Raw genomic sequence first — 25,819 nt, forward strand, 5'->3', positions numbered from 1 at the left:
ATTCCGTAAAACAAGGGAGGGAAAATCATGCTATCTTTACAGCATCTTCGGAAAAACTTTGGTTCCTTAAAGGCCATAGACGATTTAAGTCTTACCGTTTCTAAAGGGCAGACGGTGGTAATCATGGGCCCTTCCGGTTGTGGGAAATCAACAACCATTCGAACAATTAACAGGCTGGTGGAACCTGATCAAGGTTCCATTCTTTTTAATGGCAAAGAGATGCTCACACTTGAGGCGGCTGAACTTAGAAAAATGCGTAAAAAAATCGGGTTCGTCTTTCAGCATTTTAATTTAATTAGCCGTTTATCGACTTTGGAAAATGTAATGCTTGGTTTGGTTATGGATGGATTGGATAAAGAAGAGGCTCGTGATAAGGCATTGCAGGCATTAGAAAAGGTTGGACTTACGAATCACCAGCATCATAAGCCAAGCGAACTTTCCGGCGGACAGCAGCAGCGTGTGGGGATTGCACGGGCTTTGGCATTTGAACCTGAGCTTATGCTGTGGGACGAACCAACGGCGTCTCTTGATCCTATTCTTGTACGCGAAGTGCTTGTAGTTATGGAAGATTTGGCGAAATATCAAGACAGTACCATGCTTGTTGTAACTCATGAGATTTCTTTTGCTCTCCATGTAGCTCAGCAAATTGTGCTTATGGATCAAGGCCGGATTGTGGAACAAGGACAGCCTTCGCAGGTCTTTTTAGCCCCCGCGTCAGCCATTGGTCAGCAATACAAACAACTCATTGAATACCAGCTGAATCAGACGGAAATCACGCTATATGGAAAGCAGCGAGCAGCAGTCTAGGAAACCTTTGCTTTGATGGTGTTTTGAATAATGGTTGCAGTAAAGCTGAATTTCCGGTAAAATGGAATGAGTTAATTGTCAGGAGGATACCATGCAATACCAAACTACACTAGCCGAAGAGGTAACTTATACCGGAATTGGACTGCATTCCGGATTGAATGTAACCATCGTTTTGCAGCCAGCAGCGGCAGATACAGGCATTGTTTTTGTCCGAGCCGACCTTGCTGGTCGTCCTTCTGTTACGGCATTCGCTGCAAATGTAACGAATACAATGAGGGCTACGACGCTTGAAAATGGAGCAGCTAAAGTTTTTACGATAGAACATCTCATGGCGGCTTTTTCCGGCATGGGAGTGGATAATTGCCTTGTCACCATGACTGCACCGGAACCGCCTGTTGCCGACGGCAGCGCCTTGACTTTTGTCCGGCTCATTCAGCAAGCAGGAATTATCGAGCTTACGGCGAAACGACAGATTCTAAAGGTAGCGGCAGAACAGACGGTCCGCGTAGCAGATAAGTTTATTACCATTTTACCTTATGATGGTTTGCGCATTACTTTTACTTCGATTAATGCTCATCCGCTGCTTGGCGTACAATTTGGTGATTACGAAATAACACCGGAACTTTTTTGTCGGGAAATTGCGCCAGCTCGTACCATTGGTTTTATGAATGAAGTAGCAGCCCTGCAAGCCCAAGGCCTTGCCAGGGGTGGCAGTCTGGAAAATGTCGTTGTTTATGATGAGAAAGATGTGCTGACACCGCTCCGGTTTTCTGATGAACTTGTTCGCCATAAAATTTTGGATGTTGTGGGTGATATGGCTTTGGCAGGCTGTGTACAGGGACATATTATTGCCGTGAAATCCGGTCATGCTCTGAACACCGTCTTGGCCAAACAAGTGCTTGCTGCTCACAAGCGGGAGTCGGGCGGTATTTTGTGGATGAGTAATAAGGAGGCAGAGTAAGGCTATGTTAAATTCCGAAGAAATTCAGCAAATTATTCCCCATAGGTATCCCATGCTGCTTGTAGATCGTATTGTTGAACTGGAACCATTGAAGCGGGCCGTGGGAATTAAAAATGTTTCTATAAATGAACCGTTTTTTCAAGGCCATTTTCCTGATAATCCGATCATGCCTGGCGTACTTATTTTGGAGGCCATGGCTCAAGTCGGTGGTGTCGCTATGCTTTACCCGGAAGAATATCGTGGCAAGCTGGCTTTTTTTGCCGGCATTGAAAAAGCCAAGTTTCGTAAAATGGTTGTTCCGGGCGATCAGCTCAGGATGGTTGTTGAAATCTTGAAAATCAAGGGCCTGATTGGGAAAATAAAAGCCGAAGCTTTTGTAGATGACCAAGTCGTAGCCGAAGGCGAATTTATGTTTGCTCTATCACATAAAAAAGCGGAAAAGCAGGTAAACAAGTGATATTCAGTTGAAAAGATGAGAAAATAGTCTCGTTTTACCTGAATAGCCTGAAATATCGCCCTAGGGGCTTAGCAACGGGGCGACTCATGAGTCGGATTATATAGTATTAAATAGCTACGTTCAGTAGTCGTTTTCAAGCAGAACTAGAAGGAGTTGATGTACGGATGAAGGCAGAACCCGTAGTCATACCCATCCGTAAAATACATGAAACAGCAGTCATTCATCCGGCCGCTCGCATTGGCAAAGACGTAGAGATCGGTCCCTATGTTGTCATTGGTGAGAATGTTGTTATTGGTGATGGAACGAAAATTATGGCTCATGCTGTTATTGATGGTTGGACGAGCATTGGTCGAGAATGTGTCATTTTTCCCAGTGCATCCATTGGTGCCGAGCCGCAGGATTTAAAGTTTAATGGCGAAAAAAGTTATGTCTTTATTGGGGATTACACCAAAATACGAGAATTCGCCACAGTCCATCGGGCCACAGGTGAAGGCGAAGAAACACGCATTGGCATGCACTGCCTCATGATGGCGTATACCCATGTTGCGCATAATTGTATTGTTGGCAATCATGTCATCATGTCCAATGCCGCGACGCTTGCCGGTCATGTTATAGTAGAAGATCGGGCCGTCATTGGCGGATTAGCTGGTGTTCATCAATTTGTCAAGATTGGTCGGAATGCCATGATTGGTGGCGCTACCAAGATTGTACAGGATATTCCGCCTTACGTGATTGCTGATGGCAATCCCGCCCGGGTGAGGGGACTCAATAATGTAGGTATGTCGCGGGCTGGTATTAGTCCCATGGCCAGACGCAACCTTAAGAAGGCTTATCGTTATCTCTATCGTTCTAATTTGAGCTTGCCTCATGCCATTGCTGTTATGGAACAAGAATTGGATTCTTGTGAAGAAGTAGAACATTTCTTGCGCTTCTTGCGCAACGCCGAACGGGGCATTTGCCGTGGTCGGCGTGACGAAACGGGAGAATAAAATTGATGAAAACAATTGGTTTATTGGCTGGTGTCGGAAGATTGCCTGTCGAATTTGCCCGTGCCGCTCGCGGCATGGGCTTTGCCGTGATTACCATGGCTGTTGTGCCTGGTACGGACAAAGAACTTTCGGCTGTTTCAGATAAATTTTTTGATATTTCTATTGGTCAATTGGATACAATAATGCTAAAGCTAAAGCAAGAGGAGATTCACGAAGTAACCTTGCTTGGTAAGGTTACGAAAGAGCTTATGTTTACAGGAAAACTCGCTCTGGATGAAAGAATCAAAAAATTATTAGCCGCTTTGCCTGATTATAGTGATGATACGCTCATGCTGGCTTTTGTACGCGAACTGGCTGCTGCTGGGATTCGCGTGCTTGATCAGACACAGCTCATTGCTTCACTCATGCCTCAGCCGGGTGTACTTACAGTACGCAAGCCAACGGCAGAAGAATGTACAGATATGAAATTTGGGTTTGCTATGGCCAAACATATTGGCGCTCTTGACATTGGTCAGACCGTTGTTGTCAAGAACAGCGCTGTTTTAGCTGTAGAAGCCATTGAAGGAACAGATGCCTGCATCAAGCGCGGCGGCAAACTTGGTTGTGGCGGCGTCATTGTTGCGAAGGTAGCCAAACCGAATCAAGATATGCGGTTTGATGTTCCTGGAGTGGGAATTGCGACGATTCATTCCATGCTGGAAGCAGAGGCCGTTGGGCTGGTCATTGAAGCAGGAAAAACGCTCTTGATTGATCAGAAGGCAGTTGTTAAGCTGGCTGATGCCCATGGCATTGCCATTGTAGCCATGTAAAACGAGGGCCGCAGATTCATTGATTCACTGAGAACGTCTTTTCTCTGTGTTTCTTTGCCTCTGTGGCCCTTCTATAGTGGGAGATGTCTTATGAAAATTATGATTTCAGTCGGCGAAGCCTCAGGTGATCTCCATGGTGCTCGTTTGGCTGCCGCTTTAAAACAACTACAACCGGATATTACGCTGCTTGGCATGGGCGGACAGGCCATGCGTGCCGCTGGGGTTGAACTTGTCTATGACATTGCTGATTTGGGTGTTATGGGTATTGTGGAGGTCATCAAGAATTTGCGGCGTCTATTTGTTTTACGTGATGAACTTGTTTGTGTAATGAAACGCGAACAACCAGATGCCCTTGTTGTTATCGACTATCCTGGTTTTAATATGAGGCTGGCAAAGAAGGCCAGGGAACTGGGCATTCCGATCATTTCCTATATTAGTCCGTCCGCCTGGGCCTGGGGCAAAGGCCGAGCCAAAGAAACAGCTGAAATCGTCGATCGTGTAGCAGCTATTTTCCCTTTTGAGGCGAAAGTTTATGAAGAGGCAGGAGCGAAGGTGACTTTTGTGGGGCATCCTTTACTGGATATTGTCAAGTCGTCCATGAGTAAGGCTGCAGCCTATGAATTGTTTGGGACTGATCCCAATCACCCTGTCGTACTGCTTATGCCAGGCAGCCGGGTGCAGGAAATTGATAAGCTTTTGCCTGATATACTTCAGGCAGCCGAATTGATTGCAAAGCAGCTGCCAAGCTGCCAATTTTATTTACCCATTGCTTCTACTATTGCACGAGACAGAATTCAGGGACAATTAGCCAAGCGTAGCGTTTCTGTTACGCTTACGCAGGAAAACACCTATGATTTAATGAATATAAGTAATCTGGCTATTGCTGCTTCAGGAACAGCCACACTGGAAACCTCTCTCATGAAGGTACCTACCGTGATTATTTATCGTGTCAATGCTCTGACTTACTGGATAGGTAAACGACTAGTAAAAATACCCCATATCGGTCTGCCCAATATCGTGGCAGGGCGGCAAGTGGTTCCGGAATTGCTGCAAGCGGATGTTACACCTCAGCGCATTGCTGCTGAGAGTCTGGACATCTTGTTAAATCCCAACCGTCTACAGCAGCTTCAGCTTGATTTAGCTGAGGTTCAAAGCAAATTAGGGGAGTCTGGCGCTGTAGCAAAAGCCGCTGCCGTGATACTCGAAGTAGCTAGTCAAAGTGGAGGAATTCAATGAAAACGTATGTCCGTTTATTAAATTATATCCGGCCCTATATGAAACGTGTCGTTGTGGCGATTATTTGCATTATCCTGGCATCCAGCGCCAACTTGTACGTCCCTTGGATCATTAAGGATGTCATTGATGATGTACTCACAAGCCGTAACATGACGATGCTCAACTTGATTGCAGTCGGAATTGTGATTGTTTTTCTGCTGCGCGGTATTTTTTATTACGGGCAGACTTATCTCATGTCATATATTGGTCAGAAAGTGATTATTGATATTCGGGAAGCCGTCTATCGTCACTTGCAGAAATTATCACTGGCTTATTTCGAGAAACGCCAGACAGGAACCATTATGAGTTATATTACAAATGATGTGGCAGCCCTGCAAAGCGCCATGGTGGAAAATGTTATTGAAATGGTAACAGAAGGCGTCACGCTCATTGGTTCCATGGCAGCGATGTTTTATATTGATTGGCAGCTTTCCTTGCTTACTCTCGTTACTATGCCGCTTGTGGCCAAAACCATTGAGATTTTTGGTGGAAAACTGCGTACGGCGAGTACCACTATGCAGGAACGGGCCGCCGATATTACAGCCGTCTTGCAAGAAACGCTCTCGGCGGTTAGAGTGATTAAGTCTTTTGTCAGAGAAGATTACGAGATTTCTCGGTTTAATCGGGAAAATTATTTTAATTTTCGGGCGCAAATGAAAACATCTCAGCTTATGGCAACATTAACACCGATTATTGAATTTTTAGCTGCGATTGGCGTCACCGTTATTATCTGGTATGGTGGACGGGAAGTCATAGATGGTAATCTTACCTCAGGTTCACTTATTGCGTTTTTAATTTATGTTGTCAATCTTTCGAATCCTATCAAACGGTTAAGCCGGGTTTATGGCAATATTCAACGGGCTCTTGCGGCAGCTGATCGTGTCTTTGAAGTGTTAGATACAGTGCCGGAAATTACTGATGCTGCTGATGCTGAGGCCCTGCCGTCCATTGAGGGGCAAGTAGAATTTGAGAATGTCGTTTTTGAATATAATCCAGGGGAAGTAGTCCTTGATCATATTTCTCTTGTGGCTCAGCCGGGTCAAATGATTGCTATTGTCGGTCCGAGTGGGGCCGGCAAGACAACTATTGCGAATTTGATTCCCAGGTTTTATGATCCCACAGCAGGCCGTGTGTTGATTGACGGTTATGATATCAAACGCGTGACGACTCACTCTGTTCGCGCTCAGATTGGCATTGTTCCCCAGGAAACCGTGCTGTTTAATGGCACAGTCTATGATAATATTCTTTATGGTGATCTGGCTGCGACAGAGGAGCAAGTCATTGCAGCTGCCAAAGCTGCCAATGCCCATCAATTTATTACGAATATGCCTGAAGGCTATCGTTCTATGATTGGCGAACGGGGTGCAAAAATTTCCGGAGGCCAGCGTCAGCGTGTGGCTATTGCCAGGGCCATCTTAAAAAATCCCCGTGTCTTGATTTTGGACGAGGCTACATCAGCCCTTGACACAGAAAGTGAAAATCTGGTTCAGGAAGCTCTGGATAAGCTCATGGTAGGGCGGACATCTTTTGTCATTGCTCATCGCTTATCAACAGTGCAGCGGGCCGATTTGATTTTGGTGATGGAAAGGGGCCTTATTGTGGAACGCGGTACCCATCAGGAATTGTTGGAGAACCGCGGCCTCTATTATAAACTGTATCAAGTGCAATTTTCCGATAAAAAGCAACCCGTTGCTTAACGCAAGTTGTGAAAAGGGGTATCAAGCGTGAGATTTTTTTATAACTTTCTTGCTTCTTTGTTTGTCCTGTGCGCTCTTCCGGTATTCTTTTGGCGTCTCATGAAAGAACCAGGGTTTGGCGAACGGCTGAAGCAATGGTTTGGTTTTTTACCGGCTGAGTCGCTGGAAAGTGTCGCGAAACAGCAGTGTTTATGGCTTCATGCTGCATCAGTCGGCGAAATAGTTGCTGCAAGTCCCATTGTCAAGGAGATGCGGGCGGCTTTTCCCACGCGGAAGATTCTTATTTCTACAGTCACCGTAACAGGTCACGAAATGGCTAAAAAAATCCTGCCTGATGCTGATAGTATTATTTTTTTTCCCTTTGATTTGCCTTGGCTGATCGAGAGCGTAGTGAGAAGAATCGAGCCCGCTCTGTTTGTGCTTGTCGAGACCGAGCTGTGGCCGAATTTTTTGCAGGCTATGGAAAAAAGAAAGATTCCTGTACTGATGGTCAATGGCCGCATTAGTGATAAAAGTATTAAACGGTACCACTACTTATTTTCATTGCTCAGGGAAATGATGCAGTCTGTCAGCCTTTTTTGCATGCAATCCAGCCAGGACGCGTCTCGTATTATTACTATGGGAGCGTTACCGGAAAAAGTGGTAGTGACAGGAAACACAAAATTTGATCAAACTTATACTGTTGTTACGCCTTTAGAGAAAAAACATTTATTAGCTAATTTAGGTTATAGTGAAGAAAATGATTTTCTATTTATTGCCGGCAGTACTCATGAAGGAGAAGAAGATCAGATTTTCGCGGCTTATTTACTTGCCAGACAGTCTGTACCTGCCTTAAAACTTATGATTGCGCCGCGCGACATACGCCGTAGTGCAGAAGTGATTAAAATTGCTGAGGGTTACTCGCTTTTCCCTATCCGGCGCACCGAACTTCCGGATAAAACGGGTGATGTTGTGCTGCTGGACACCATTGGAGAACTGGGGAGGCTCTATAGTCTCGGTAACATTATTTTTGTTGGCGGCAGTTTAATTCAGCGCGGTGGTCATAATATTCTAGAACCTGCAGCTCATGGCAAACCCATTCTTGTCGGGCCTCATATGTTTAACTTTAAAGAATCTTATGCGCTTCTCCAAGGGCGTGGCGCTTGTATGACAGTTCATGATAGTAAAGAGCTGGCTGAAAAGATTGTATTGCTTGTGCAGGATCGAGAGGCAGCTAAGAATATGGGGCGATCTGCTGCGGAAATTATGCGGGAAAATAGTGGGGCGGCCCGGAAAAGCGTCGAATATATGCGGCGTTATGTATAGTAATTTTTTTCCGACAGGAGAATGAGCCATGCAGTTTATGGATGAATTTCAACAATATTTATATACATTAGTCCATAGCAAGCACCCCAGTGGGTTTGATCGAATTTTATTGGGATGTTTACAAATTTTTTCCTATATATATGGGTTAGGTGTCATGATCACGCTGGTTTTATATCGCATTGGTCTGTTGAGACAGTTTCGGTTGCCCTGTCTTGTCATTAGTTTAGGCAATATTACTGTAGGCGGTACAGGGAAAACGCCTACAGCCCAAAAACTTGCCGCGCTCATTCGTGATATGGGTTATCGTGTTGCCATTTTAAATCGTGGTTATCGGGCCGACTGGCAAGGTGATATTGGGACTGTTTCAGATGGCCGTAAGCTATATATGACTGTCAGCGAAGCCGGGGATGAAGCTTATTTGCTTGCCAAGCATGTACCAGGGGCTGCTGTTGTTATTGGAAAAAGCCGCAGTCAAACTGGAGAATATGCTTTTGATAAACTGAAGGCCGATGTGCTTATATTAGATGATGGTTATCAGCATTGGCCGCTTTATCGCGACCTTGATATTGTACTTATTGACGCGCTCAATCGGTTTGGCAATGGCTACTTATTACCGCGTGGTACGCTGCGGGAACCTCTCACAAACCTTAAGCGTGCCCAGGCTTTTTTGCTGACCAAGGTGGACCAATCATCTGAGGGGGCCTGTGAAAGTATTCGCAGCGTGGTGGCGAAATACAATCAGCATGCGCTCATTATGGAAAGTGTTCATAGTCCCCAATATTTTTTAGAGATTCAGGAATGGTATCGCGGCACACGTGAAAAGAGCATTCCCTTGAGCCAAATGAACGGCAAAACCGTTTTATCCTTTTGCGCGATTGGCAATCCTTCGTCTTTTGAACAGACCATTACGGATATGGGAGCAGTTGTTGAACGGGGAATTCGCTATCCCGATCATCATAATTACACCATGCTGGAAATGCAGCATGTTATGGACCTTGCTGTCGAGCAGGAAGTGAATGCTCTCATTACGACGGAAAAGGATGCTGTCAAGATTCCCTCTGAATTTATTTATTCTGATCGTCCTCTGCCGCTCTATGTTCTTGGTATTGAAGTGAAGATTACTTGCGGTGAACAAGAATTTATGAACTTAGTCCAAAAATTAACGGATGAGAAAAGGAAGTTTGTCTTATGAATACACTGTGTATTATTCCTGCACGTTATGCCTCCACCCGCTTTCCCGGTAAACCATTGGCTGATATTGCCGGCAAACCCATGATTCAACACGTTTATGAACGAGCTTGCCGCGCGTTACTCCCGACAGATGTTCTTGTGGCAACAGACAGTGACGTGATCTTGAAGACTGTCTTAGCTTTTGGCGGACAAGCTGTTATGACCTCAGCCAATCATCCGACAGGAACAGATCGCTTGGCTGAAGTTGCGTCCTCGCGTCCTGACGTGGATGTCATTGTCAATGTTCAAGGCGATGAACCTCTCATTGATCCCCAGGTTATCGATGACTTAGCAGCTGCCTTCTTGCACGATGAACAGTTAGCCATGGCAACAGTCATGACGCCTTTAACGATTGAGGAGCAGCGCGATGCCAATGTAGTCAAAGTCGTCACTGATCTTGGGGGCTATGCCCTGTATTTTTCCCGGTCTTTGATTCCTTTTCCACGTCATGAAGCGAGGCTTCCCGTATATAAACATATCGGATTGTATGCTTACAGACGGGATTTTTTATTGAAATTTGCCTCGCTGGCACCGACGCCGCTCGAACAAACAGAGTCGCTAGAACAGCTTCGGGTGCTTGAGCATGGCTATAAAATCAAGGTGCTGCTGGTCGATCGTGCGCCTGTTGGTGTCGATACACCGGAAGATTTGGAGCGCGTCAATCAATTAATATTAGGAGGTACATTATGAATATTGTCAAAGTACAGGATATGTTGATAGGCGGTAAAAACCCTCTGGCACTTATTGCGGGTCCCTGCGTCATTGAAGATTTTGATCGGACCTTACAGATTGGCAAAACCATTAAGGCCTTAACAGATAAACTTCATATTTCTTATATTTTTAAAGCCTCTTTTGATAAAGCCAATCGTTCCTCCATGTATTCTTTTCGCGGACCGGGACTTACAGAAGGCTTAGCCATGCTGGCTGAAATCAAGCAGCAGCTAAAGGTACCTGTTGTCAGTGATATTCATTCCATTGAACAAGTGGCACCAGCTGCTGAAGTGCTTGACATGCTTCAGATTCCGGCATTTTTATGTCGTCAGACAGACTTAGTTTATGAAGCAGCCAAGACGCAGAAAGTCATTAATGTAAAAAAAGGCCAGTTTTTAGCGCCATTAGATATGAAAAATGTTGTCAAGAAGGTCGAAGAAGCAGGTAATCATAACTTGTTGCTTACCGAACGGGGCGTTAGCTTTGGTTACAATAATCTTGTGGCTGATATGCGTTCTTTGCCTCTCATGCGCTCACTCGGTTATCCTATCGTATTTGATGGAACGCACAGTGTTCAGCTGCCAGGTGGTGCCGGTACGACTTCAGGTGGTCAAAGTGAATTTGTGCCTTATTTGACACGTGCCGCTGTTGCTGCAGGGGTAGACGCGCTCTTTTTAGAGGTTCATGATCATCCGGCTGAAGCACTATCTGATGGACCTAATATGCTTGATTTTGCGCAGCTTGAAGCGCTGCTTACGGATGTGCTAGCCATTGACGAAGTGGTGCGTAAGCACAAATAAGGAGGGAATACCATGTTGGAACAGGCTCAAAGGGCGCTCGAAATTGAAGCTAAGGCGATACTTGATCTTATTCCCCGTCTAAACGGGGATTTTACTAAAACCGTTCAGGCTATTTTAGCTTGTAAGGGACGAATCATTGTCACAGGCATGGGAAAATCCGGTCATGTAGGCCGAAAAATTGCGGCTACCTTGGCTTCTACGGGAACACCAGCCTTTTTCATGCATCCCGCCGAAGCTATTCACGGTGATTTAGGCATGGTGACAAGTGCCGATATCATTCTGGCTCTGTCCAATAGTGGTGAGACAAGTGAAGTACTGGCTATTCTGCCTGTACTCAAGCGGATTGGCACGCCTATTATTGTTTTGTGCGGAAACTTTGATTCAACGCTTGGTAAAAATGCCGATTATTATTTAGATGCTGCTGTGGCCAGCGAAGCCTGTCCCTTAGGACTTGCACCTACGGCAAGTACGACGGCAGCGTTGGCTCTCGGGGATGCGCTGGCCATTTCTTTATTGAGCCAGCGCCATTTTACTCGGGATGATTTTGCCCTGTTTCATCCCGGTGGTTCACTAGGACGGAAATTACTGCTTACTGTGGCCGATGTCATGCACAGCGGCGAAGAAAATCCCCTTATTGCCAGCGATAAGACCGTTCAGGAAGCCTTGTTTGTTATGACTGACAAGGGGTTAGGTGCTGTGAATGTTGTCGCTGCCGATGGCAAATTACTGGGCATTTTAACAGATGGTGATATTCGCCGCCGTCTTGAAAAAGGGTATGAATTTTTAAAGCAGCCTGTGGCAGCATTCATGACGCAAACGCCTCAGACTATTCTTGTTGATAAACTGGCGGCTTATGCCTTACACCAGATGGAGCAGCATCAGCCCCGCCCCGTTACGGTCCTTCCAGTTGTTGACAGTGAAAATAAGGCTATTGGTATGATTCACCTTACTGACTTACTCAGGCAAGGAGTGGTATAATGACATTAAAGACCTCCCTGAGCCTTGAAGAGCGGGCCCAGTCTGTCAGAATGATTGTTTTCGATGTGGATGGCGTGTTAACAGATGGTCAGATGTTTTTCAGTCGTGACGGCGAGGCCCTGAAAGCCTTTCATGTGCGCGATGGTCTGGCCATATCTCTGGCACAGCGCGCGGGTCTCGGCGTGGCCATTATTACAGCACGCCAGAGTGAAATGGTCAGATTACGCGGTGCTGAGTTAAAAATCGGCGATATTTATCAAGGATCGCCGGACAAAGTGGTTTCTATGCAGGCGCTAATTGAGAAACATCAGCTTGATCTCAGTCAAATATGTTATATTGGTGACGACCTCAACGACTTGCCGCTTCTTATCAATGTGGGACTAGCCTGTACAGTAGCGAATGGCGCTGAGGAGGTTCAAGCTGTCAGTCATTTTGTGGCGGACAAACCCGGCGGACAGGGAGCCGTACGACAGATTATCGAAATGATCTTAAAATCACAAGGCAAATGGGAGGATCTCGTTGCGGCTTATCGCCGACCGGGGTGCATCGGTCTTTGCCAGTAAGGAAAGGACATCACTATGATAGGATCAGTCCAATATATTTTTTACAAACTTCTTAGTGCATGGATCTGCCTTTTTCCTTATTCCCTGCTGCTTGCTTGCGGCAGGCAGCTTGGCAAGCTTTATTACTGCGTCGCAGCCAAGCAGCGAAAACGGGCACTGCGCCAGATTCAGGAGCATTTAAATTTGTCGCCCAAGGCTGCGGAGCAGATCATTAGGCGAGTTTTTATTAAATTAAGCCAGACCTTTTTGGAAGTACTTTATATGCCTCGGTTGAATAAGCAGAGTGTCAGTAAGTATATGACAGTCGAGAACCGTCCGTATCTTGAAGAGGCGCTAGCAGAAGGTAAGGGCGTGATTTTACTTGCCGCTCATTTTGGCAACTGGGAGTGGCTTGGCGCGGGGCTTGCCTTGTTTGGTTTTCCTTTGACAAGCTTTGCCAAGCGTCAGCCCAATGAAGTGTATATGCGCATTCTTGCAGAACATCGTAGTCAAGCTGGAATAGAGATTTTTTACAGTAAGTCCCTTGATCTCATTAGTGCGGCTAAAGCTTTGAAACAGGGAAAGACATTAGGGTTTATCTCAGATCAAGATGCTGGACCCAAGGGGATTTTTGTCGACTTTCTCGGTCAAAAGGCGTCTACTCCCGCTGGAGCAGCTGTTTTTGCTAAAAAATTTCATTCTCCTGTTGTGCCTACCTTTATTGTGCGTCGTAAAACAGGGGGCCATCAAATTTTACTTGGTGAGCCCTTTTATTTTGAACCGGATGATACCATTCAGTCCTTTACACAGAAACTATCGACAATCACTGAGAACATGATCCGCGAATATCCCGATGAATGGCTATGGTTTCAAAAACGCTGGAATACGAAGGTTCCAGTTGTCGGGAAGGAAGGGGACGCCTAAATGAAACGGCAAACTATTCTTATGGGCGTTGCTTTTGTTTTGATTATTGGCAGTGGTCTGTACTATTTTCTCAAAGAGGAATCCATGGCGTCCCATCCGCAGCCTGCGCAGGATGCCGCTAAACAGCAGCAAGCAGCACTTTCTTTTGAGGGCAACAAGATTACGGAAGAAGAAAATGGTCGGCTCATCTGGGAACTGACGGCTGAGACTATTGAAGTGGACAGTGTGACACAGAATGTCACCTTGCATAAGTTAAATGGAACATTCTACTCAGCCGCTGGGACGACAATGACGATTACGAGTGAGACAGGCAATCTGGATTCTAAAACCAAGGATGTTGTACTTACGGGTTCTGTTCATGGTACAGCAAGCGACGGTGGCGACTTTACGGCAGCTCAGGCCACATGGCAAGATGAAACCAAGCTATTTCATGGCACAGGCGGAGTTCGGGCTGTCAAAGGCGGTACCATTTTGACGGGCGATGTCCTTGATGGCGATATGATGCTTAATAAAATGAAAGTATCGGGTCATGCCCATATTGTGAATAAAGGAGGTCAGATCGAATGACTTATGGTAAAATAAGAACAGTCCTCTGTGTAGGAATGTTTTCTGTGGCTTTCGTTTTGACTGGCGTTGGGGTAAATGGATCCTTTGCCGCCGGTGAAGGACAGCCCATAGAAGTTTCCGCTGACACCATTAATTACGATGCAGCGCAAGGCATCGTTGATGCGCAGGGCAGTATCGTCATGAAACAAAATGACGCTGTGCTTACAGGCAGTTCCGTTCATTATAATATGAAAAGTTTAGAAGGAATCGTTACTGGGGGGGTTAAAGCCGTCAAGGCCGATGCGGTTCTTACGGCAGACAAGGTAGAAACGCATAACAACACCCGCCTTGTTGCCACAGGCGCTCCGGTCCTTGTCAAGGGCGAAAGCACCCTCAAAGGTTCCCTTATTGATTATGATTCAGCGAAGCAATACGCCTTAGTGCCATCTGATGTGACACTTACGACGGCTGAAGGTACTCTGACAACAGATCATTTAGAAGCTTTTTTTGCTGAAGACCGGGCGGTCGGTGAAGGCGATGTTCATCTCGTTAGTTTGACCCGCCAAATTGATGCTACATCGGATCATATCGTTTATTATGGCATGCAAGGCAAGGGCAAGGCTGTTTTGACAGGCAATGCCAGGGCCGTGCAGGAAGGCAATGTTATTGTGGGAGATACGTTAACACTGAACATGGACAGCCAGTCGGCGGATGCTCAGGGCCGAACTAAAGTCATTATTATTCCGAAGTCAACATAAAGCGCTGCACGCAGCGCTTGAAAGGGTTAAAATTATGTATATAGAGACGAATAGCCTTGTAAAAACCTATGGCAAACGTAATGTTGTCGATGGCGTCAGCCTTAGGGTGGATCAAGGCAGTATTGTAGGACTGCTTGGCCCGAATGGCGCAGGCAAAACAACGACTTTTTATATGATTGTCGGTTTGGAACAGCCCAATCAGGGGGCAATTACTGTTGATCATGAAGATGTTACATTTCTCCCGATGTATAAGAGGTCGCGGTTTGGCATTGGCTATCTGCCTCAGGAAGCCTCGATTTTTCGTAAACTGACTGTGGAAGATAATCTGATGGCCATTTTAGAAACAACACCGCTATCAAGCGGGGAGCGCAGAGATAAGCAGGAAGCCTTGCTCGAAGAGTTTCATGTCGCGCATGTGCGGAAAAGCTTTGGTTCAGAGCTTTCCGGAGGAGAGCGGCGACGCGTAGAAATTGCGCGGAGTTTGGCTACAGATCCCGCTTTTATTTTGCTTGACGAACCCTTTGCAGGCGTTGATCCTATTGCGGTGGCAGATATTCAGCAAATCATTGGTTATCTGAAAGAGCGCGGGATTGGTGTACTCATTACCGACCATAATGTGCGGGAAACACTGAGTATCGTTGATAAGGCTTATATTTTAAATGAGGGACAGATACTAATTTCCGGCGATTCAGCGACGATTGCCGATAGTGAGATTGCCAAGAAGTTTTATCTTGGTGAGAACTTCAGCCTGTAGGAGAATTTTATGCGCATACTGGACAAATATATTATCAAAGAACTATTGGGACCGTTTGTGTTTGGCATTGCCGCTTTTTCCAGCGTGTTTATCGGGACAAGTACGCTGTTCCGCATTGCCCAATATGTAACAAAATATGGCGCTTCCATGTGGATAGTGACACAATTGTTTGTATACAGCCTGCCTCCTATTGTCGTACTTACTTTCCCCATGAGTATGCTGCTTGCTTCATTACTGTCGTTTGGCAGACTTTCTGGCTCAAGTGAAATTACGGCGATGCGTTCCGGAGGTATCAGCTTTTATCGCTTGGCAACGCCTGTTTTTATTGTGGCGTTTGGTGTCAGTATTTTTGCTGTTATTTTTAATGAATTTGTTGTGCCTCAGGCCAATGAACGATACAATCATCTTGTACATTATGAAATTGAAAAGAATACGGCACCGAAGTCGCAGGAACATATTATTATTAAAGATATTCAAAGCGATGTTTTGCAGCGGCTGACTTACGCCAAAAAATTTGATGCGGATTCGAACACTCTTGTCGGTGTAACAGTACAGGAATTTGAAAACGGTAGTGTGACGCGCGTGGAAAATGCTGAAACAGCTACCTGGCAGGCGGACCGCTGGATTATGCACAATGGAACGATTCACGATATTTCGGGGGCAAACAATATATCACGGGTGCTCACGTTTACCGAGCAAGTGCTACCTGTCAATCGTGATCCGAAGGCCATTACACGTGATCAGAAGAAACAGGAAGAAATGTCAATGAAGGAATTAAAGCAGGAAATTCGTTTGCTCAAGAGTCAGTATATACCTACTGCTACTTATGAAGTAGAACTTCATCAGCGTCTGGCTATTCCGCTTGCAAGCTTTGTTTTTGCTCTCATTGGGACACCCCTTGGACTTCAGCCCCATCGGTCCAGTTCATCCATTGGACTCGGACTCAGCATTATTATTATCTTCATTTATTACGGGATTATGACGGTGTCAACGGCGCTTGGGCAGGGCGCAGCGATTTCTCCTGTCTTGGCGGCTTGGCTGCCTGATATTATTGGTATTTTTGCAGGGATCTATCTTATCCGTAAATCAGCAAAATAATTGTAGGAAAAAGGAGGGGTTTTGATGTTTGGCGTGGCACTAATTTTTATCATTGCCGTTATGGGTGGATTAATTGCCTATATCGGGGATAAGCTAGGGACAAAAGTCGGCAAACGCAAACTCTCCATTTTCGGTCTCAGACCAAAGCACACATCCATTCTTGTCACCATTATTACAGGCATACTCATTGCTGGCTCCACGCTCAGCTTGCTCGCGTTGAGCTCACATAATGTGCGTACCGCTTTGTTTGGCATGGAAGCTCTCAAAGCTGAACTTGCTGATTTATCACAGAACGTAGCCCTGAAAACAAATGAACTTGCTGCAAGTCAGCAGGCTCTGGCAGTCAAAACAGCAGAATATACGGCAGTCAATGATAAAGTAGCTGAAACAACAGCTAAATTATCAGCTGTGAGCGATGAGCTGAGTAGCGTCACGGCGGAACGCGACCGGACAGCACAGGCTTTAAGTTCGCTGCAGCAGCAGTTTACTGAGGCTGAAGGCAATTTACAAGTGTCCCAGCAACAAATTGCGGTCCTCCAGGATACGAAAAAGCAATTAGATAGTAAGATTGTTACCCTGACAGATGCGAAAGAAGCCATGCAAAAAGACGTTGATCGTTTAAATGAGCTTACAGCCAATTTACGTGATGGGTTGCAGAATGTTCGCAGAGGTACGGTCATTTATCAGGCGAATGAAGTCTTGGTTAATTCTACTATCCCTGCCGGTCTATCTGAAAAAGCAACATCCGATGCCCTTACAAATATTATTTATCGTACAAACCAGGATATTATTAGTAAACTGAATGTGAATGATAAAAATCTGCAAGTTCTATGGATTTCACAGATTGATTTTGATCAGGCTATCAGCCTGATTGCGTCGGCACCGCAAGAGATGATTGTGCGTATTTCCTCCGCAAGTAACGCCGTTTATGGCGAACCTGTCCTAGGAAAACTGGAACTGTTTCCGAACAAACTGATTTATCCGGCTGAAAGTATCATTTATAGTGAAATTCTCGGGCAGACTGCGAATCAGCAGCAAGCAGAAGATGCTGTGCTTGCTTTTCTGCATCACGTGAATGAAGTGGCTAAACAACAGGGCATCTTGGCTGATCCGCTGCAAGGAACAGTCGGCGCTATTAGCGGTGCTCAACTTTACGATGCCGTGGCTAAAGTGAAACATGCCGGCAGTAATGTACAATTGCGCGCCATCAGTGACGGCCCCATTTATTCAGCGGGTCCTTTAAAGATTGAGATTCAAGTGTTGCCGGTTCCTTATGTTCCTTAAGCGGATGCAGTAATTCAGTCAGTCTGTGCCCGTTTATATATAAACAATCAAAGGTGGGAAATTATTTTGACGATTTTTCAGACCGTTGTTTTTGCACTTATTCAGGGCTTGAGTGAACTCTTCCCAGTCAGTAGCGTGGCTCATGGAGTTCTTACGCCTTATTTATTCGGCTGGAGCCTTGATCCTGAATTTCTAAAAGAGCATTTTATGCCGTTTGTTGTCATGCTTCATTTAGGAACGGCTGTAGCTCTGTTGATCTTTTTCGGCAGTGAATGGATCAGCATTATTCAATCTCTTTTTACAGGAAATAGCAAGTATCGTCGATTGCTCAAGTTAATTATTGCCGGTACCGTTCCTGCGGCTGTTATCGGTTTTATTTTTGAGAAAACGATTCGTCATATGTTTAGTGATGTTACAAATGCCGCCGCTTTTTTAGTTATTAACGGCTTTTTGCTCTACTGGGGCGAAAAATTGCGCAATCGCGGTAGGAAAGAAATTGAAGAATTAAGCTACGGACAAGCAGCTGTTGTGGGCTTTTTTCAGTCCCTTGCCTTGATACCTGGATTTTCACGTTCGGGTGCCAGCATGACAGCCGGTTTTTGGATGGGACTCAAGCATGAAGCTTCTGTTCGTTTTTCATTGCTCCTGGCTACACCTATTATTGTAGGGGCTGCAATTTTGGAAGTTCCTAAATTGATGCACACCAATGTGGCTGGTCTTTTTGCTATTTCTTTGACAGGTGGTGTCATATCAGGCATTGCCGCTTTCATTAGTGTTTGGCTTTTGATGCGCTGGTTCCATACGAATGAAATTACTGCCATGCGCCCTTTTGCAATCTATTGCTGGCTTCTTGGTGGCGGTATTGTTATCTCCAAACTCTTTTTCTGATCTATAACTGTTTACCAATCTTGGCAAAAAGTACAAGCAACGAATTCTGCTATTCAGGCAGGATTCTTTTTTTTGTTGTTGAATTATACATTATGTAAAGCTAATAAGCTTTATGCAACTTGCTTGTTAATCGATTTTATGCTTGTTTTTCCAATATTTACACTGAGTTAATAAGCAGGAGTTTTTAAAAGAAAGTAGAATTTATGTAAACTAAGAGCTGTGAAAAGCGACAGCTCCGGAGAGAGTGCTGAAGGTCGAAGAGTTTAAGGAAACGTGGATACTTAAACGAACGTTCGGCTCGGGCTGTACTCATTTCTGAAGGTGACTGACTGGTCATCCGCTGATTAAAATTTAGGGGGATTTTTTGTGAAAAAGAGTTTAGTAAAATTAGCTATCACTTCCGCTTTAGTTGTTTCCTTTGCTGCACCTACTTTTGCTGCAACAGCGACTGTTAATCCATTCTCTGATGTTCCTACCAATAATTGGGCTTATGGCGCTGTGAATCAACTTGCCAAAGCAGGTATTGTAACCGGTTATGCTGATGGTACATTCAAAGGCGACAAAACCATGACACGTTATGAAATGGCTGCAATTGTTGCTAAAGCAATGAACAAAACGATGTCTGCCGACCAAAAAGCCATTCTAGACAAATTGGCTATCGAATTTGGCGCAGAACTAGGCACTCTTGGTGTAAAAGTGGACGGTATGCAAAAACAACTCGATAACCAAGTAAAAATTTCTGGTGATGCTCGTGTACGTTACTTCAATGTCAAAGATACGAATGATACGACAGATTACCGTGCTCGTGTAACTTTTGACGGCAAAATCAATGACAACCTGAAATTCAATGCTCGTCTGACAGGCGGTAGTAACAATGTCAATGGTACTGCTGGCACAGTGAAACTGGATACAGCCAATGTGAACACGAATTTCCTTGGCATGAATACGACCCTTGGCCGTGAAGATTTTAAATTGGGCGCAGGCTATTTAGCTGATACACAGATGAATGGTGTCATTGCTAAAACAGGCGACTTTGCTTTCTTCGGTGGTACTGCAACACAGAACGTTGATAGCACGAAAGCTGAGCGCGTCTATGGTGCCGAATACAAAACAAATTTCTTAGGTGCCGCTGTGACTGCTGATTACCTGAAAGACACAACAGCTAAAACAAGCGTATATGGCTTGAATACTTCCTTTGGTCTTATTGACGGTGTCACTGCCAATGCTGAATACTACAGAAACACTTCCGCCTCTGCTGATAATACAGCGAAAGCTTTCGGCGTAAAATTCAATAGCCTGGGTCTTTCTGCTACGTATCGCAATGTGGGTGCCAATGCTTTCAATACCCTGTCTACGTTAGATGGTGTAACAGGTGTGGCTCAGCTTCCTCAAACAACGGGCTTCAAAGGTATGGAATATCAATATGATCAAGCTCTTGATAAAAATGCAGCCTTGACTGTAAAATATCAAGACTTCAAAGATCAAGCAGGCAACAAAATTGATAATCGTGCCAGTGCCGTTGTCAACGTAAAATTCTAAGCAATAAAATCAGCAAGCGAAAATTATTGAATTGAAAATTGAATAGTTAACGAAGTAACAAAAGAACAACGGGGGCTTTAGCCTCCGTTGTTTTTTTGTTAGTTTATTTTGTCATGTGAATTCATTTCGGATATTATTCAAAATTGAATCATTAAGATATATTGTATACTCGTAAATGTGTAGCCTGTGATACAGTTTTTTCTTTGTATCTAAAGTATAATTAACAAAAAACTTCTAGCACGTCCTAGTTTGTCTTGTAAGTATCCCGGTAATGATACGTTAAGCCGCCCTATAAATGATAAAGGGTTATTCGCTGAATCATTAGGTAGGTGAAATAGAAGAGATACAATCTTATATGAAACGCAATAGGCTAGAGCAGTTGCGTTAATTATAAGCTAGGATGTGAATAACATGTACCAAGATTTATTTGTTGAGGAACAACAGGCTTTTATGAGAAACTATTTCCTTAATAACTTATCAAAGTGTGGCATCGTAAAAAAGTATAAGAAAAAGCAGTTTATTGCTGCCGTATCCCATTATTTATCTATTGCTATCGTTGTCAAGGGGCAAGTGGTAGTAAGCATTATTAGTTCGGAGGGGCAGGAAAAAATATTATATACCCTCATTCCTGGCGAATGTTTTGGGGAAATGAATTTATTTTCCAATAGTCTTTTGAACTATATGATTAGGGTAAAAGAAGATGCGGAAATCTCTTATGTTAGTAAAGCCGTTTTTTCGGAATTTGCAAAGAGCAATCCTGTCGTATACCAATATTTTATGAATGTAATGATAATAAAATTCAGAATTGTACTTCTCCAAATGACGAGTAATGTGTTTAATGATTCCATCGGTAAAGTGGCGGATGCTTTAATTAGGCTTGTTTCAACTTCTAATTCTTTGGAGGCTAATGGGACAAGTAACAGGATTTCAGTTAATTTTACACAAAGCGAGTTGGCGCGTATTGTTGGCTGTTCTAGAATAACGATTACTCGGATATTGAATCAGTTTGTACAGGAAGATCTGATTAGTATGAATCATAAAAAAATTGTTATTAAAAAATTTGATGATTTAGCTAAATATATTGTTTGCGTACAGTAACTTGTTAAGATTTAAGTGTATATAATCATGAGATCTAAAGGATCAGTGAGATTTAGCACTTAGTTGAAATTAAATTTTGCTAGTGATTCTAAAATGAATAATATAATAAGGTAATTGTTGTGATTGACTTAACAGAGTCGTTAAGAGGTCATATTTCATTCATGAGATATGGTCTCTTTATTTTTAATTGGGAGTTCTAAAAAACCATAGTTAAGCTTACTTTCGGCAGTTAATAGAAATTTTGCGCTTTCATAAACTGCTGTGGTTATAAATAATCAAGTATGGGGGAAGAGCTCCAATACACATATGAGAGAAGGGGGTTAATAAATACAATCGTGCAGAAACAATAGAATGAATCTACATAGCAAAAAAATTAGTCCGAGGGGGAGAAGAATGAAGAAAAGTTTCGTTTTAGTCTTTATTTTAGTCTTTATGTTGGGTCTTGGCGGTACTGTATTTGCGGCGGCGAATCCATTCGAACTTGTTCCTATTAATCATTGGGCGTATGCGTCAATCAACAGTTTGGTTCAAGACGGTATATATAAAGATTATCAAGATATTAACTTTCAGAAGGACAGGACATTAACGCGCAATGAATTAGCGACTCTTGTTGCTAAAGCGATGGCGAATGAAAAGAAAGCGACTGCTGAACAAAAGGCAATCATTGATAAATTGGCGGCAGAATTTAAGCCGGAGCTTGAAAGCATCGGTGTTCACGCGAATAGCGTTGCCGCTGAAAATGTAAAATTCTCCGGGTTATACCGTCTCCGTTATCAGTCGTTAAAAGATCAGACAACTAATACAAGCATTTTGCATCAATTTTACAGTAGGATTGAACTTGATGCGAATGTCAATATAACGGATGGCTGGACTGGCAACTTCGCTTGGGAAGCTTACAAAAATTTCTATAATGATGCAGGTAAAACGAACGGTACCTTTTCCAGCGCGTGGGGTACTACCTATAATGGAGCTAACGATGTCACGCTTGCTAGTGTAACCGGGCCAGTGGCTGGCACTATAATGACAGTCGGTAAATTCAACAATACGTTTGGTTCCGGATTGATTTTCGATGATTATGTAAGTGGCGTTAAATTTGAATTTGGTAAAAAGTTAAAAACAAAATTGCTATACGCAGAAGCAGATTCTAACATTGAAGGCAATACGCCATCTTCTACTAGTTATCTTTATAAATTGAACAAAGTTACTTCAGCTGAATTTAACTATGCTTTAAATGAAGCGACTAGCTTAACGGCGTCGTTCCAAAATTGGCAGTCTAAAACCGCCGGGATTGATGACATGCGGGTATATGATCTGAATATAACTTCCGCTCTTAATCAAGATTATTCAGTGTACGCGACCTATGATAAAACGAGCGCTGATACTGGCAATAAAGCGTATGTGCTGGGCATATCCTACAAAAATGCCGACAAAAATAAAGCTGGTTCATACGGTGCCTGGCTCGACTATGAATACTTTGAGAAAAATACGGCTATTGATACTACCAATTGGATGTCGCCGGGCCAAAAAGGGTTTGCGGCAGGCTTTAACTATATTCCGGCAAAAAATATCAAATGGACGAATGTTTTTGTTTATGGCAAAGCGTTGGCTGATAATGATTTAAGTCAAACAACGGGTGAGAAGCAGCAATTTTTTCGGACGCAGTTATATTTTTACTTCTAATTATAAAAAAATTTCTCTTTTATGTAAAACTAATGGCGACAATTGATGCCGTTAGTTTTACATTTGTCACTAATAGAAGACTAGAAATATTTTATTGTGAAAATAGCAGGAGGCGTTTTGCATGATATTCAAAAAGTGGAGTGTACTGGCCATCATGATGGTAATGTTGGGGACAATACTGGCCGGTTGCGGCGGATCAGCAAGCAACGAACAAGTCATGCGTGTAGTGATCGGAGGTGAGCCGGAGACGTTGGATCCGGCTAAAATGACTGGAGTGCCTGAAGGCAACTATGCGCAGGCCATGTTTGAAGGCTTAACAGAGCTCGATGCGCAGGCGCTGCCTGTTGCGGCTGCGGCGGAAAAATGGGAAATTTCGCCGGATGGACTAAAATACATTTTTCACTTACGGGCGAATAAGTGGTCGAACGGCGATGAAGTAACAGCAAAGGATTTCGAATACGCCTGGAAGCGTCTGCTAAATCCGACAACAGCAGCGGAATATGCGTATATGCTGTTCCCAATCAAGGGAGCGGAAGCCTATAACAGTGGTAAAGGCAGTAGTGATGCTGTTGGAGTAAAGGCTGTAGACGATCATACATTGGAAGTTAACTTAGAAAGACCGACTTCATATTTCTTAGCATCACTAACTCACTCATCCACTTATCCCGTAAATCAGAAGGTTGTTGAAGCCAATAACGAATGGGCTACTGATGTGAGTACGCTAATTGGCAATGGACCTTTTAAGGTTTCGGAGTGGGTCCATGGCAGCAAGCTGGTTATGGTAAAAAATGATCAGTATTGGAACAAGGATAAAGTAAAACTGGCAAAATTAGAATGGACACTTGTGGAGGAAATGGGAACGGCATTGTCAATGTTCGAAAATAATCAGCTTGATTTTGCCTATGAGCCGCCGATGACTGAAGTAGAGCGGCTGAAAAAGGAAAACAAACTGCAATTTTCAAAAATTGTTGGTACCTATTACTATGAATTTAATAACAAAAAAGCGCCGTTTGACAATCCTAAAGTACGAAAAGCTTTTTCTTTAGCAATTGATCGCGCGACGTTGGTAAAAAACGTATTGCATGATGTACATAAACCGGCCTATGCGTGGATACCGTTCGGTTTTACCGATCCCACGAACAAGAAGGATTTTCGTGAAGAAGGGGGTGCTCTTTTCAAAGAGAATATTGAGGAAGCTAAAAAACTTTTAGCAGAAGCGGGCTATCCGGACGGACAGGGTTTGCCGCCGATTACGCTACTTTATAACACGAATGAAAATCATAAAGCCATTGCGGAAGCTGTTCAGGAGATGTGGAAGAAAAATCTGGGTGTTAATGTGGAATTGCAAAATCAGGAATGGAAGGTATATCTTGGAGCGCGTAAATCAGGTGATTTCCAAGTAGCTCGTGCGGGGTGGAACGGCGACTATGCCGATCCCATGACTTTCGGGGACGATATCGTGACGGCGAGTGGCAATAACTATGGAAAATATAGTAGTCCGGCGTATGATAAATTTATTGAGACTGCCCAAAATTCCAATGATCAGACCGTGAGAATGCAAGCGCTGCATGACGCGGATAAGACGGTAATGGATGATATGGGAGTCATGCCGATTTATTTTTATACTGACTATTATTGCCTTAATCCCAAGGCAAAAGGTCTTATTGCGTCGCCGACTTCTATCTATAATTTTAAATACGTAACGATTCAAGAATAGTCGCCGTAGCTTCCGTTATATAAAAAGGAGAGAAGTCATGATTAGTTATCTATTGAAACGCATTTTGAATTCCTGCGTTGTTTTGTGGTTGGTCATTACGATTACTTTTTTCCTCATGCACGCTATTCCTGGGGGGCCATTTACGACGGAAAAAAACCTGCCACCAGCCATCATGCAAAATATTGAAGCACGTTACAAATTGAATGACCCGTTATGGAAACAATATACCGATTACCTGGTAAACCTGACGAGGCTTGACTTAGGGCCGTCATTTAAATATCAAGGACGGACGGTCAATAATATTATCGCTCAAGGGTTTCCCGTATCCTTCCATTTAGGGATGAACAGCATCGGGATTGCCGTGCTGCTGGGTATTCCGGCTGGGGTTATGTCAGCCTTAAAACATAATCAATGGCAGGATCGGGCCATCATGTTACTGACGACTTTCGGGGTGGCAGTGCCCAGTTTTGTATTGGCTGCTGTTCTGATCCATGTTTTTGCCATTAAACTATCATTATTACCAGCTGCGATGTGGAATGGCTGGCAATTTCAGGTTTTACCTTCCCTCGCATTGGCTGGTATGCCTACTTCTTATATTGCTCGTTTAACCCGCTCCAGCATGTTGGATGTGCTTGGGCAGGATTATATTAAGACGGCCAAAGCCAAGGGTTTAACGTCCTACGTCATTATGTATCGGCATGCGTTGAAAAACGCATTGATTCCGGTAGTTACCTATATCGGACCCATGGCGGCCGGTATTTTGACAGGAAGCTTCGTTATTGAGACACTTTTTGCTATTCCTGGATTGGGCCGCTATTTTGTAACAAGCATTTATAACCGGGATTATACCGTTATTCTTGGCGTGACCGTCTTTTACAGCTTTCTAGTCATCGCGCTCAACATGATCGTTGATATGATCTATCCGGTGCTGGATCCACGAATTAAATTGGGCGGTAATCAGGAGGAATAGAA

Annotated in this window: 25 protein-coding genes; all 25 read left to right on the plus strand. The window is 44.0% G+C overall.

Annotated elements, in window-relative coordinates:
* Positions 1-27 precede the first annotated feature (27 nt).
* The 25 genes from Ga0466249_RS00290 (at position 28) to Ga0466249_RS00410 (ending at position 25,817) form a co-directional block, all read left to right on the plus strand.
* Positions 28-807, plus strand: coding sequence for an amino acid ABC transporter ATP-binding protein (locus tag Ga0466249_RS00290; RefSeq protein ID WP_215827435.1), 780 nt, complete (start codon positions 28-30; stop codon positions 805-807).
* Positions 808-898: 91 nt separating this feature from the next.
* On the plus strand, positions 899-1,768 hold the full coding sequence (gene lpxC / locus Ga0466249_RS00295; RefSeq protein WP_215827436.1) for a UDP-3-O-acyl-N-acetylglucosamine deacetylase: 870 nt from the start codon (positions 899-901) through the stop codon (positions 1,766-1,768).
* Positions 1,769-1,772: 4 nt separating this feature from the next.
* The gene (gene fabZ, locus Ga0466249_RS00300; protein ID WP_215827437.1) at positions 1,773-2,225 is read left to right on the plus strand and encodes a 3-hydroxyacyl-ACP dehydratase FabZ; all 453 of its coding nucleotides are present in this window, start codon (positions 1,773-1,775) and stop codon (positions 2,223-2,225) included.
* A gap of 164 nt (positions 2,226-2,389) precedes the next feature.
* Positions 2,390-3,214, plus strand: a complete 825-nt coding sequence (gene lpxA / locus Ga0466249_RS00305) for an acyl-ACP--UDP-N-acetylglucosamine O-acyltransferase (RefSeq protein WP_215827438.1) — start codon at positions 2,390-2,392, stop codon at positions 3,212-3,214.
* 5 nt (positions 3,215-3,219) lie between these two features.
* Positions 3,220-4,023 (plus strand): LpxI family protein, encoded by an 804-nt coding sequence (locus tag Ga0466249_RS00310; RefSeq protein ID WP_215827439.1) that lies wholly within the window; start codon positions 3,220-3,222, stop codon positions 4,021-4,023.
* Between the two features lie 90 nt (positions 4,024-4,113).
* The gene (gene lpxB, locus Ga0466249_RS00315; protein ID WP_215827440.1) at positions 4,114-5,259 is read left to right on the plus strand and encodes a lipid-A-disaccharide synthase; all 1,146 of its coding nucleotides are present in this window, start codon (positions 4,114-4,116) and stop codon (positions 5,257-5,259) included.
* The gene (locus Ga0466249_RS00320; RefSeq protein WP_215827441.1) at positions 5,256-6,995 is read left to right on the plus strand and encodes an ABC transporter ATP-binding protein; all 1,740 of its coding nucleotides are present in this window, start codon (positions 5,256-5,258) and stop codon (positions 6,993-6,995) included. Before lpxB ends, Ga0466249_RS00320 begins: the two co-directional genes overlap by 4 nt.
* Positions 6,996-7,022: 27 nt before the next feature.
* Entirely contained in the window at positions 7,023-8,300 is a 1,278-nt protein-coding gene (locus Ga0466249_RS00325; RefSeq protein ID WP_215827442.1) for a 3-deoxy-D-manno-octulosonic acid transferase, read from the plus strand.
* Between the two features lie 28 nt (positions 8,301-8,328).
* Positions 8,329-9,492 carry a tetraacyldisaccharide 4'-kinase gene (gene lpxK, locus Ga0466249_RS00330; RefSeq protein ID WP_215827443.1) on the plus strand — a complete coding sequence of 388 codons (1,164 nt, stop codon included), beginning with the start codon at positions 8,329-8,331 and terminating at the stop codon, positions 9,490-9,492.
* Complete coding sequence (kdsB, locus tag Ga0466249_RS00335) at positions 9,489-10,220, plus strand: 3-deoxy-manno-octulosonate cytidylyltransferase (RefSeq protein ID WP_215827444.1); 732 nt, start codon at positions 9,489-9,491, stop codon at positions 10,218-10,220. The genes lpxK and kdsB overlap by 4 nt, the downstream gene beginning before the upstream one ends.
* On the plus strand, positions 10,217-11,041 hold the full coding sequence (gene kdsA / locus Ga0466249_RS00340; protein ID WP_215827445.1) for a 3-deoxy-8-phosphooctulonate synthase: 825 nt from the start codon (positions 10,217-10,219) through the stop codon (positions 11,039-11,041). The genes kdsB and kdsA overlap by 4 nt, the downstream gene beginning before the upstream one ends.
* A gap of 12 nt (positions 11,042-11,053) precedes the next feature.
* Complete coding sequence (locus Ga0466249_RS00345) at positions 11,054-12,019, plus strand: KpsF/GutQ family sugar-phosphate isomerase (RefSeq protein ID WP_215827446.1); 966 nt, start codon at positions 11,054-11,056, stop codon at positions 12,017-12,019.
* Complete coding sequence (locus tag Ga0466249_RS00350; RefSeq protein WP_246588315.1) at positions 12,019-12,582, plus strand: KdsC family phosphatase; 564 nt, start codon at positions 12,019-12,021, stop codon at positions 12,580-12,582. The genes Ga0466249_RS00345 and Ga0466249_RS00350 overlap by 1 nt, the downstream gene beginning before the upstream one ends.
* A gap of 15 nt (positions 12,583-12,597) precedes the next feature.
* Complete coding sequence (locus Ga0466249_RS00355; protein ID WP_215827447.1) at positions 12,598-13,485, plus strand: lysophospholipid acyltransferase family protein; 888 nt, start codon at positions 12,598-12,600, stop codon at positions 13,483-13,485.
* Positions 13,486-14,052: an LPS export ABC transporter periplasmic protein LptC gene (lptC, locus tag Ga0466249_RS00360; RefSeq protein WP_215827448.1), complete on the plus strand. Its 567-nt coding sequence runs from the start codon at positions 13,486-13,488 to the stop codon at positions 14,050-14,052.
* Positions 14,049-14,789 (plus strand): LptA/OstA family protein, encoded by a 741-nt coding sequence (locus Ga0466249_RS00365; protein ID WP_215827449.1) that lies wholly within the window; start codon positions 14,049-14,051, stop codon positions 14,787-14,789. Before lptC ends, Ga0466249_RS00365 begins: the two co-directional genes overlap by 4 nt.
* A gap of 34 nt (positions 14,790-14,823) precedes the next feature.
* Entirely contained in the window at positions 14,824-15,543 is a 720-nt protein-coding gene (gene lptB / locus Ga0466249_RS00370; RefSeq protein WP_215827450.1) for an LPS export ABC transporter ATP-binding protein, read from the plus strand.
* Between the two features lie 9 nt (positions 15,544-15,552).
* Positions 15,553-16,641, plus strand: a complete 1,089-nt coding sequence (locus Ga0466249_RS00375; RefSeq protein WP_215827451.1) for an LptF/LptG family permease — start codon at positions 15,553-15,555, stop codon at positions 16,639-16,641.
* A gap of 24 nt (positions 16,642-16,665) precedes the next feature.
* On the plus strand, positions 16,666-17,925 hold the full coding sequence (locus tag Ga0466249_RS00380; RefSeq protein WP_215827452.1) for a DUF3084 family protein: 1,260 nt from the start codon (positions 16,666-16,668) through the stop codon (positions 17,923-17,925).
* A 66-nt stretch (positions 17,926-17,991) separates the two neighbouring features.
* On the plus strand, positions 17,992-18,813 hold the full coding sequence (locus Ga0466249_RS00385) for an undecaprenyl-diphosphate phosphatase (RefSeq protein ID WP_215827453.1): 822 nt from the start codon (positions 17,992-17,994) through the stop codon (positions 18,811-18,813).
* Positions 18,814-19,179: 366 nt separating this feature from the next.
* Positions 19,180-20,352 carry an S-layer homology domain-containing protein gene (locus Ga0466249_RS00390; protein ID WP_215827454.1) on the plus strand — a complete coding sequence of 391 codons (1,173 nt, stop codon included), beginning with the start codon at positions 19,180-19,182 and terminating at the stop codon, positions 20,350-20,352.
* A gap of 411 nt (positions 20,353-20,763) precedes the next feature.
* Positions 20,764-21,450 carry a Crp/Fnr family transcriptional regulator gene (locus tag Ga0466249_RS00395; protein WP_215827455.1) on the plus strand — a complete coding sequence of 229 codons (687 nt, stop codon included), beginning with the start codon at positions 20,764-20,766 and terminating at the stop codon, positions 21,448-21,450.
* Positions 21,451-21,843: 393 nt separating this feature from the next.
* Complete coding sequence (locus Ga0466249_RS00400; RefSeq protein WP_215827456.1) at positions 21,844-23,130, plus strand: porin; 1,287 nt, start codon at positions 21,844-21,846, stop codon at positions 23,128-23,130.
* Between the two features lie 121 nt (positions 23,131-23,251).
* Positions 23,252-24,847 carry a peptide ABC transporter substrate-binding protein gene (locus tag Ga0466249_RS00405; RefSeq protein WP_215827457.1) on the plus strand — a complete coding sequence of 532 codons (1,596 nt, stop codon included), beginning with the start codon at positions 23,252-23,254 and terminating at the stop codon, positions 24,845-24,847.
* 37 nt (positions 24,848-24,884) lie between these two features.
* Positions 24,885-25,817, plus strand: coding sequence for an ABC transporter permease (locus Ga0466249_RS00410; protein WP_215827458.1), 933 nt, complete (start codon positions 24,885-24,887; stop codon positions 25,815-25,817).
* Positions 25,818-25,819: the final 2 nt, after the last annotated feature.

Origin of the sequence: Pelorhabdus rhamnosifermentans, assembly GCF_018835585.1 — a bacterium.
In the GTDB taxonomy this organism is placed as follows: Bacteria; Bacillota; Negativicutes; order UMGS1260; family UMGS1260; genus Pelorhabdus; species Pelorhabdus rhamnosifermentans.

Excerpts from the sequence above, each read along its gene's own strand:
- Ga0466249_RS00290 (WP_215827435.1), top strand. The coding sequence starts at position 28 with ATGCTATCTTTACAGCATCTTCGGAAAAACTTTGGTTCCTTAAAGGCC.
- lpxC (WP_215827436.1), top strand. The coding sequence starts at position 899 with ATGCAATACCAAACTACACTAGCCGAAGAGGTAACTTATACCGGAATT.
- fabZ (WP_215827437.1), top strand. The coding sequence starts at position 1,773 with ATGTTAAATTCCGAAGAAATTCAGCAAATTATTCCCCATAGGTATCCC.
- lpxA (WP_215827438.1), top strand. The coding sequence starts at position 2,390 with ATGAAGGCAGAACCCGTAGTCATACCCATCCGTAAAATACATGAAACA.
- Ga0466249_RS00310 (WP_215827439.1), top strand. The coding sequence starts at position 3,220 with ATGAAAACAATTGGTTTATTGGCTGGTGTCGGAAGATTGCCTGTCGAA.
- lpxB (WP_215827440.1), top strand. The coding sequence starts at position 4,114 with ATGAAAATTATGATTTCAGTCGGCGAAGCCTCAGGTGATCTCCATGGT.
- Ga0466249_RS00320 (WP_215827441.1), top strand. The coding sequence starts at position 5,256 with ATGAAAACGTATGTCCGTTTATTAAATTATATCCGGCCCTATATGAAA.
- lpxK (WP_215827443.1), top strand. The coding sequence starts at position 8,329 with ATGCAGTTTATGGATGAATTTCAACAATATTTATATACATTAGTCCAT.
- kdsB (WP_215827444.1), top strand. The coding sequence starts at position 9,489 with ATGAATACACTGTGTATTATTCCTGCACGTTATGCCTCCACCCGCTTT.
- kdsA (WP_215827445.1), top strand. The coding sequence starts at position 10,217 with ATGAATATTGTCAAAGTACAGGATATGTTGATAGGCGGTAAAAACCCT.
- Ga0466249_RS00345 (WP_215827446.1), top strand. The coding sequence starts at position 11,054 with ATGTTGGAACAGGCTCAAAGGGCGCTCGAAATTGAAGCTAAGGCGATA.
- Ga0466249_RS00350 (WP_246588315.1), top strand. The coding sequence starts at position 12,019 with ATGACATTAAAGACCTCCCTGAGCCTTGAAGAGCGGGCCCAGTCTGTC.
- Ga0466249_RS00355 (WP_215827447.1), top strand. The coding sequence starts at position 12,598 with ATGATAGGATCAGTCCAATATATTTTTTACAAACTTCTTAGTGCATGG.
- lptC (WP_215827448.1), top strand. The coding sequence starts at position 13,486 with ATGAAACGGCAAACTATTCTTATGGGCGTTGCTTTTGTTTTGATTATT.
- Ga0466249_RS00365 (WP_215827449.1), top strand. The coding sequence starts at position 14,049 with ATGACTTATGGTAAAATAAGAACAGTCCTCTGTGTAGGAATGTTTTCT.
- lptB (WP_215827450.1), top strand. The coding sequence starts at position 14,824 with ATGTATATAGAGACGAATAGCCTTGTAAAAACCTATGGCAAACGTAAT.
- Ga0466249_RS00375 (WP_215827451.1), top strand. The coding sequence starts at position 15,553 with ATGCGCATACTGGACAAATATATTATCAAAGAACTATTGGGACCGTTT.
- Ga0466249_RS00380 (WP_215827452.1), top strand. The coding sequence starts at position 16,666 with ATGTTTGGCGTGGCACTAATTTTTATCATTGCCGTTATGGGTGGATTA.
- Ga0466249_RS00395 (WP_215827455.1), top strand. The coding sequence starts at position 20,764 with ATGTACCAAGATTTATTTGTTGAGGAACAACAGGCTTTTATGAGAAAC.
- Ga0466249_RS00400 (WP_215827456.1), top strand. The coding sequence starts at position 21,844 with ATGAAGAAAAGTTTCGTTTTAGTCTTTATTTTAGTCTTTATGTTGGGT.
- Ga0466249_RS00405 (WP_215827457.1), top strand. The coding sequence starts at position 23,252 with ATGATATTCAAAAAGTGGAGTGTACTGGCCATCATGATGGTAATGTTG.
- Ga0466249_RS00410 (WP_215827458.1), top strand. The coding sequence starts at position 24,885 with ATGATTAGTTATCTATTGAAACGCATTTTGAATTCCTGCGTTGTTTTG.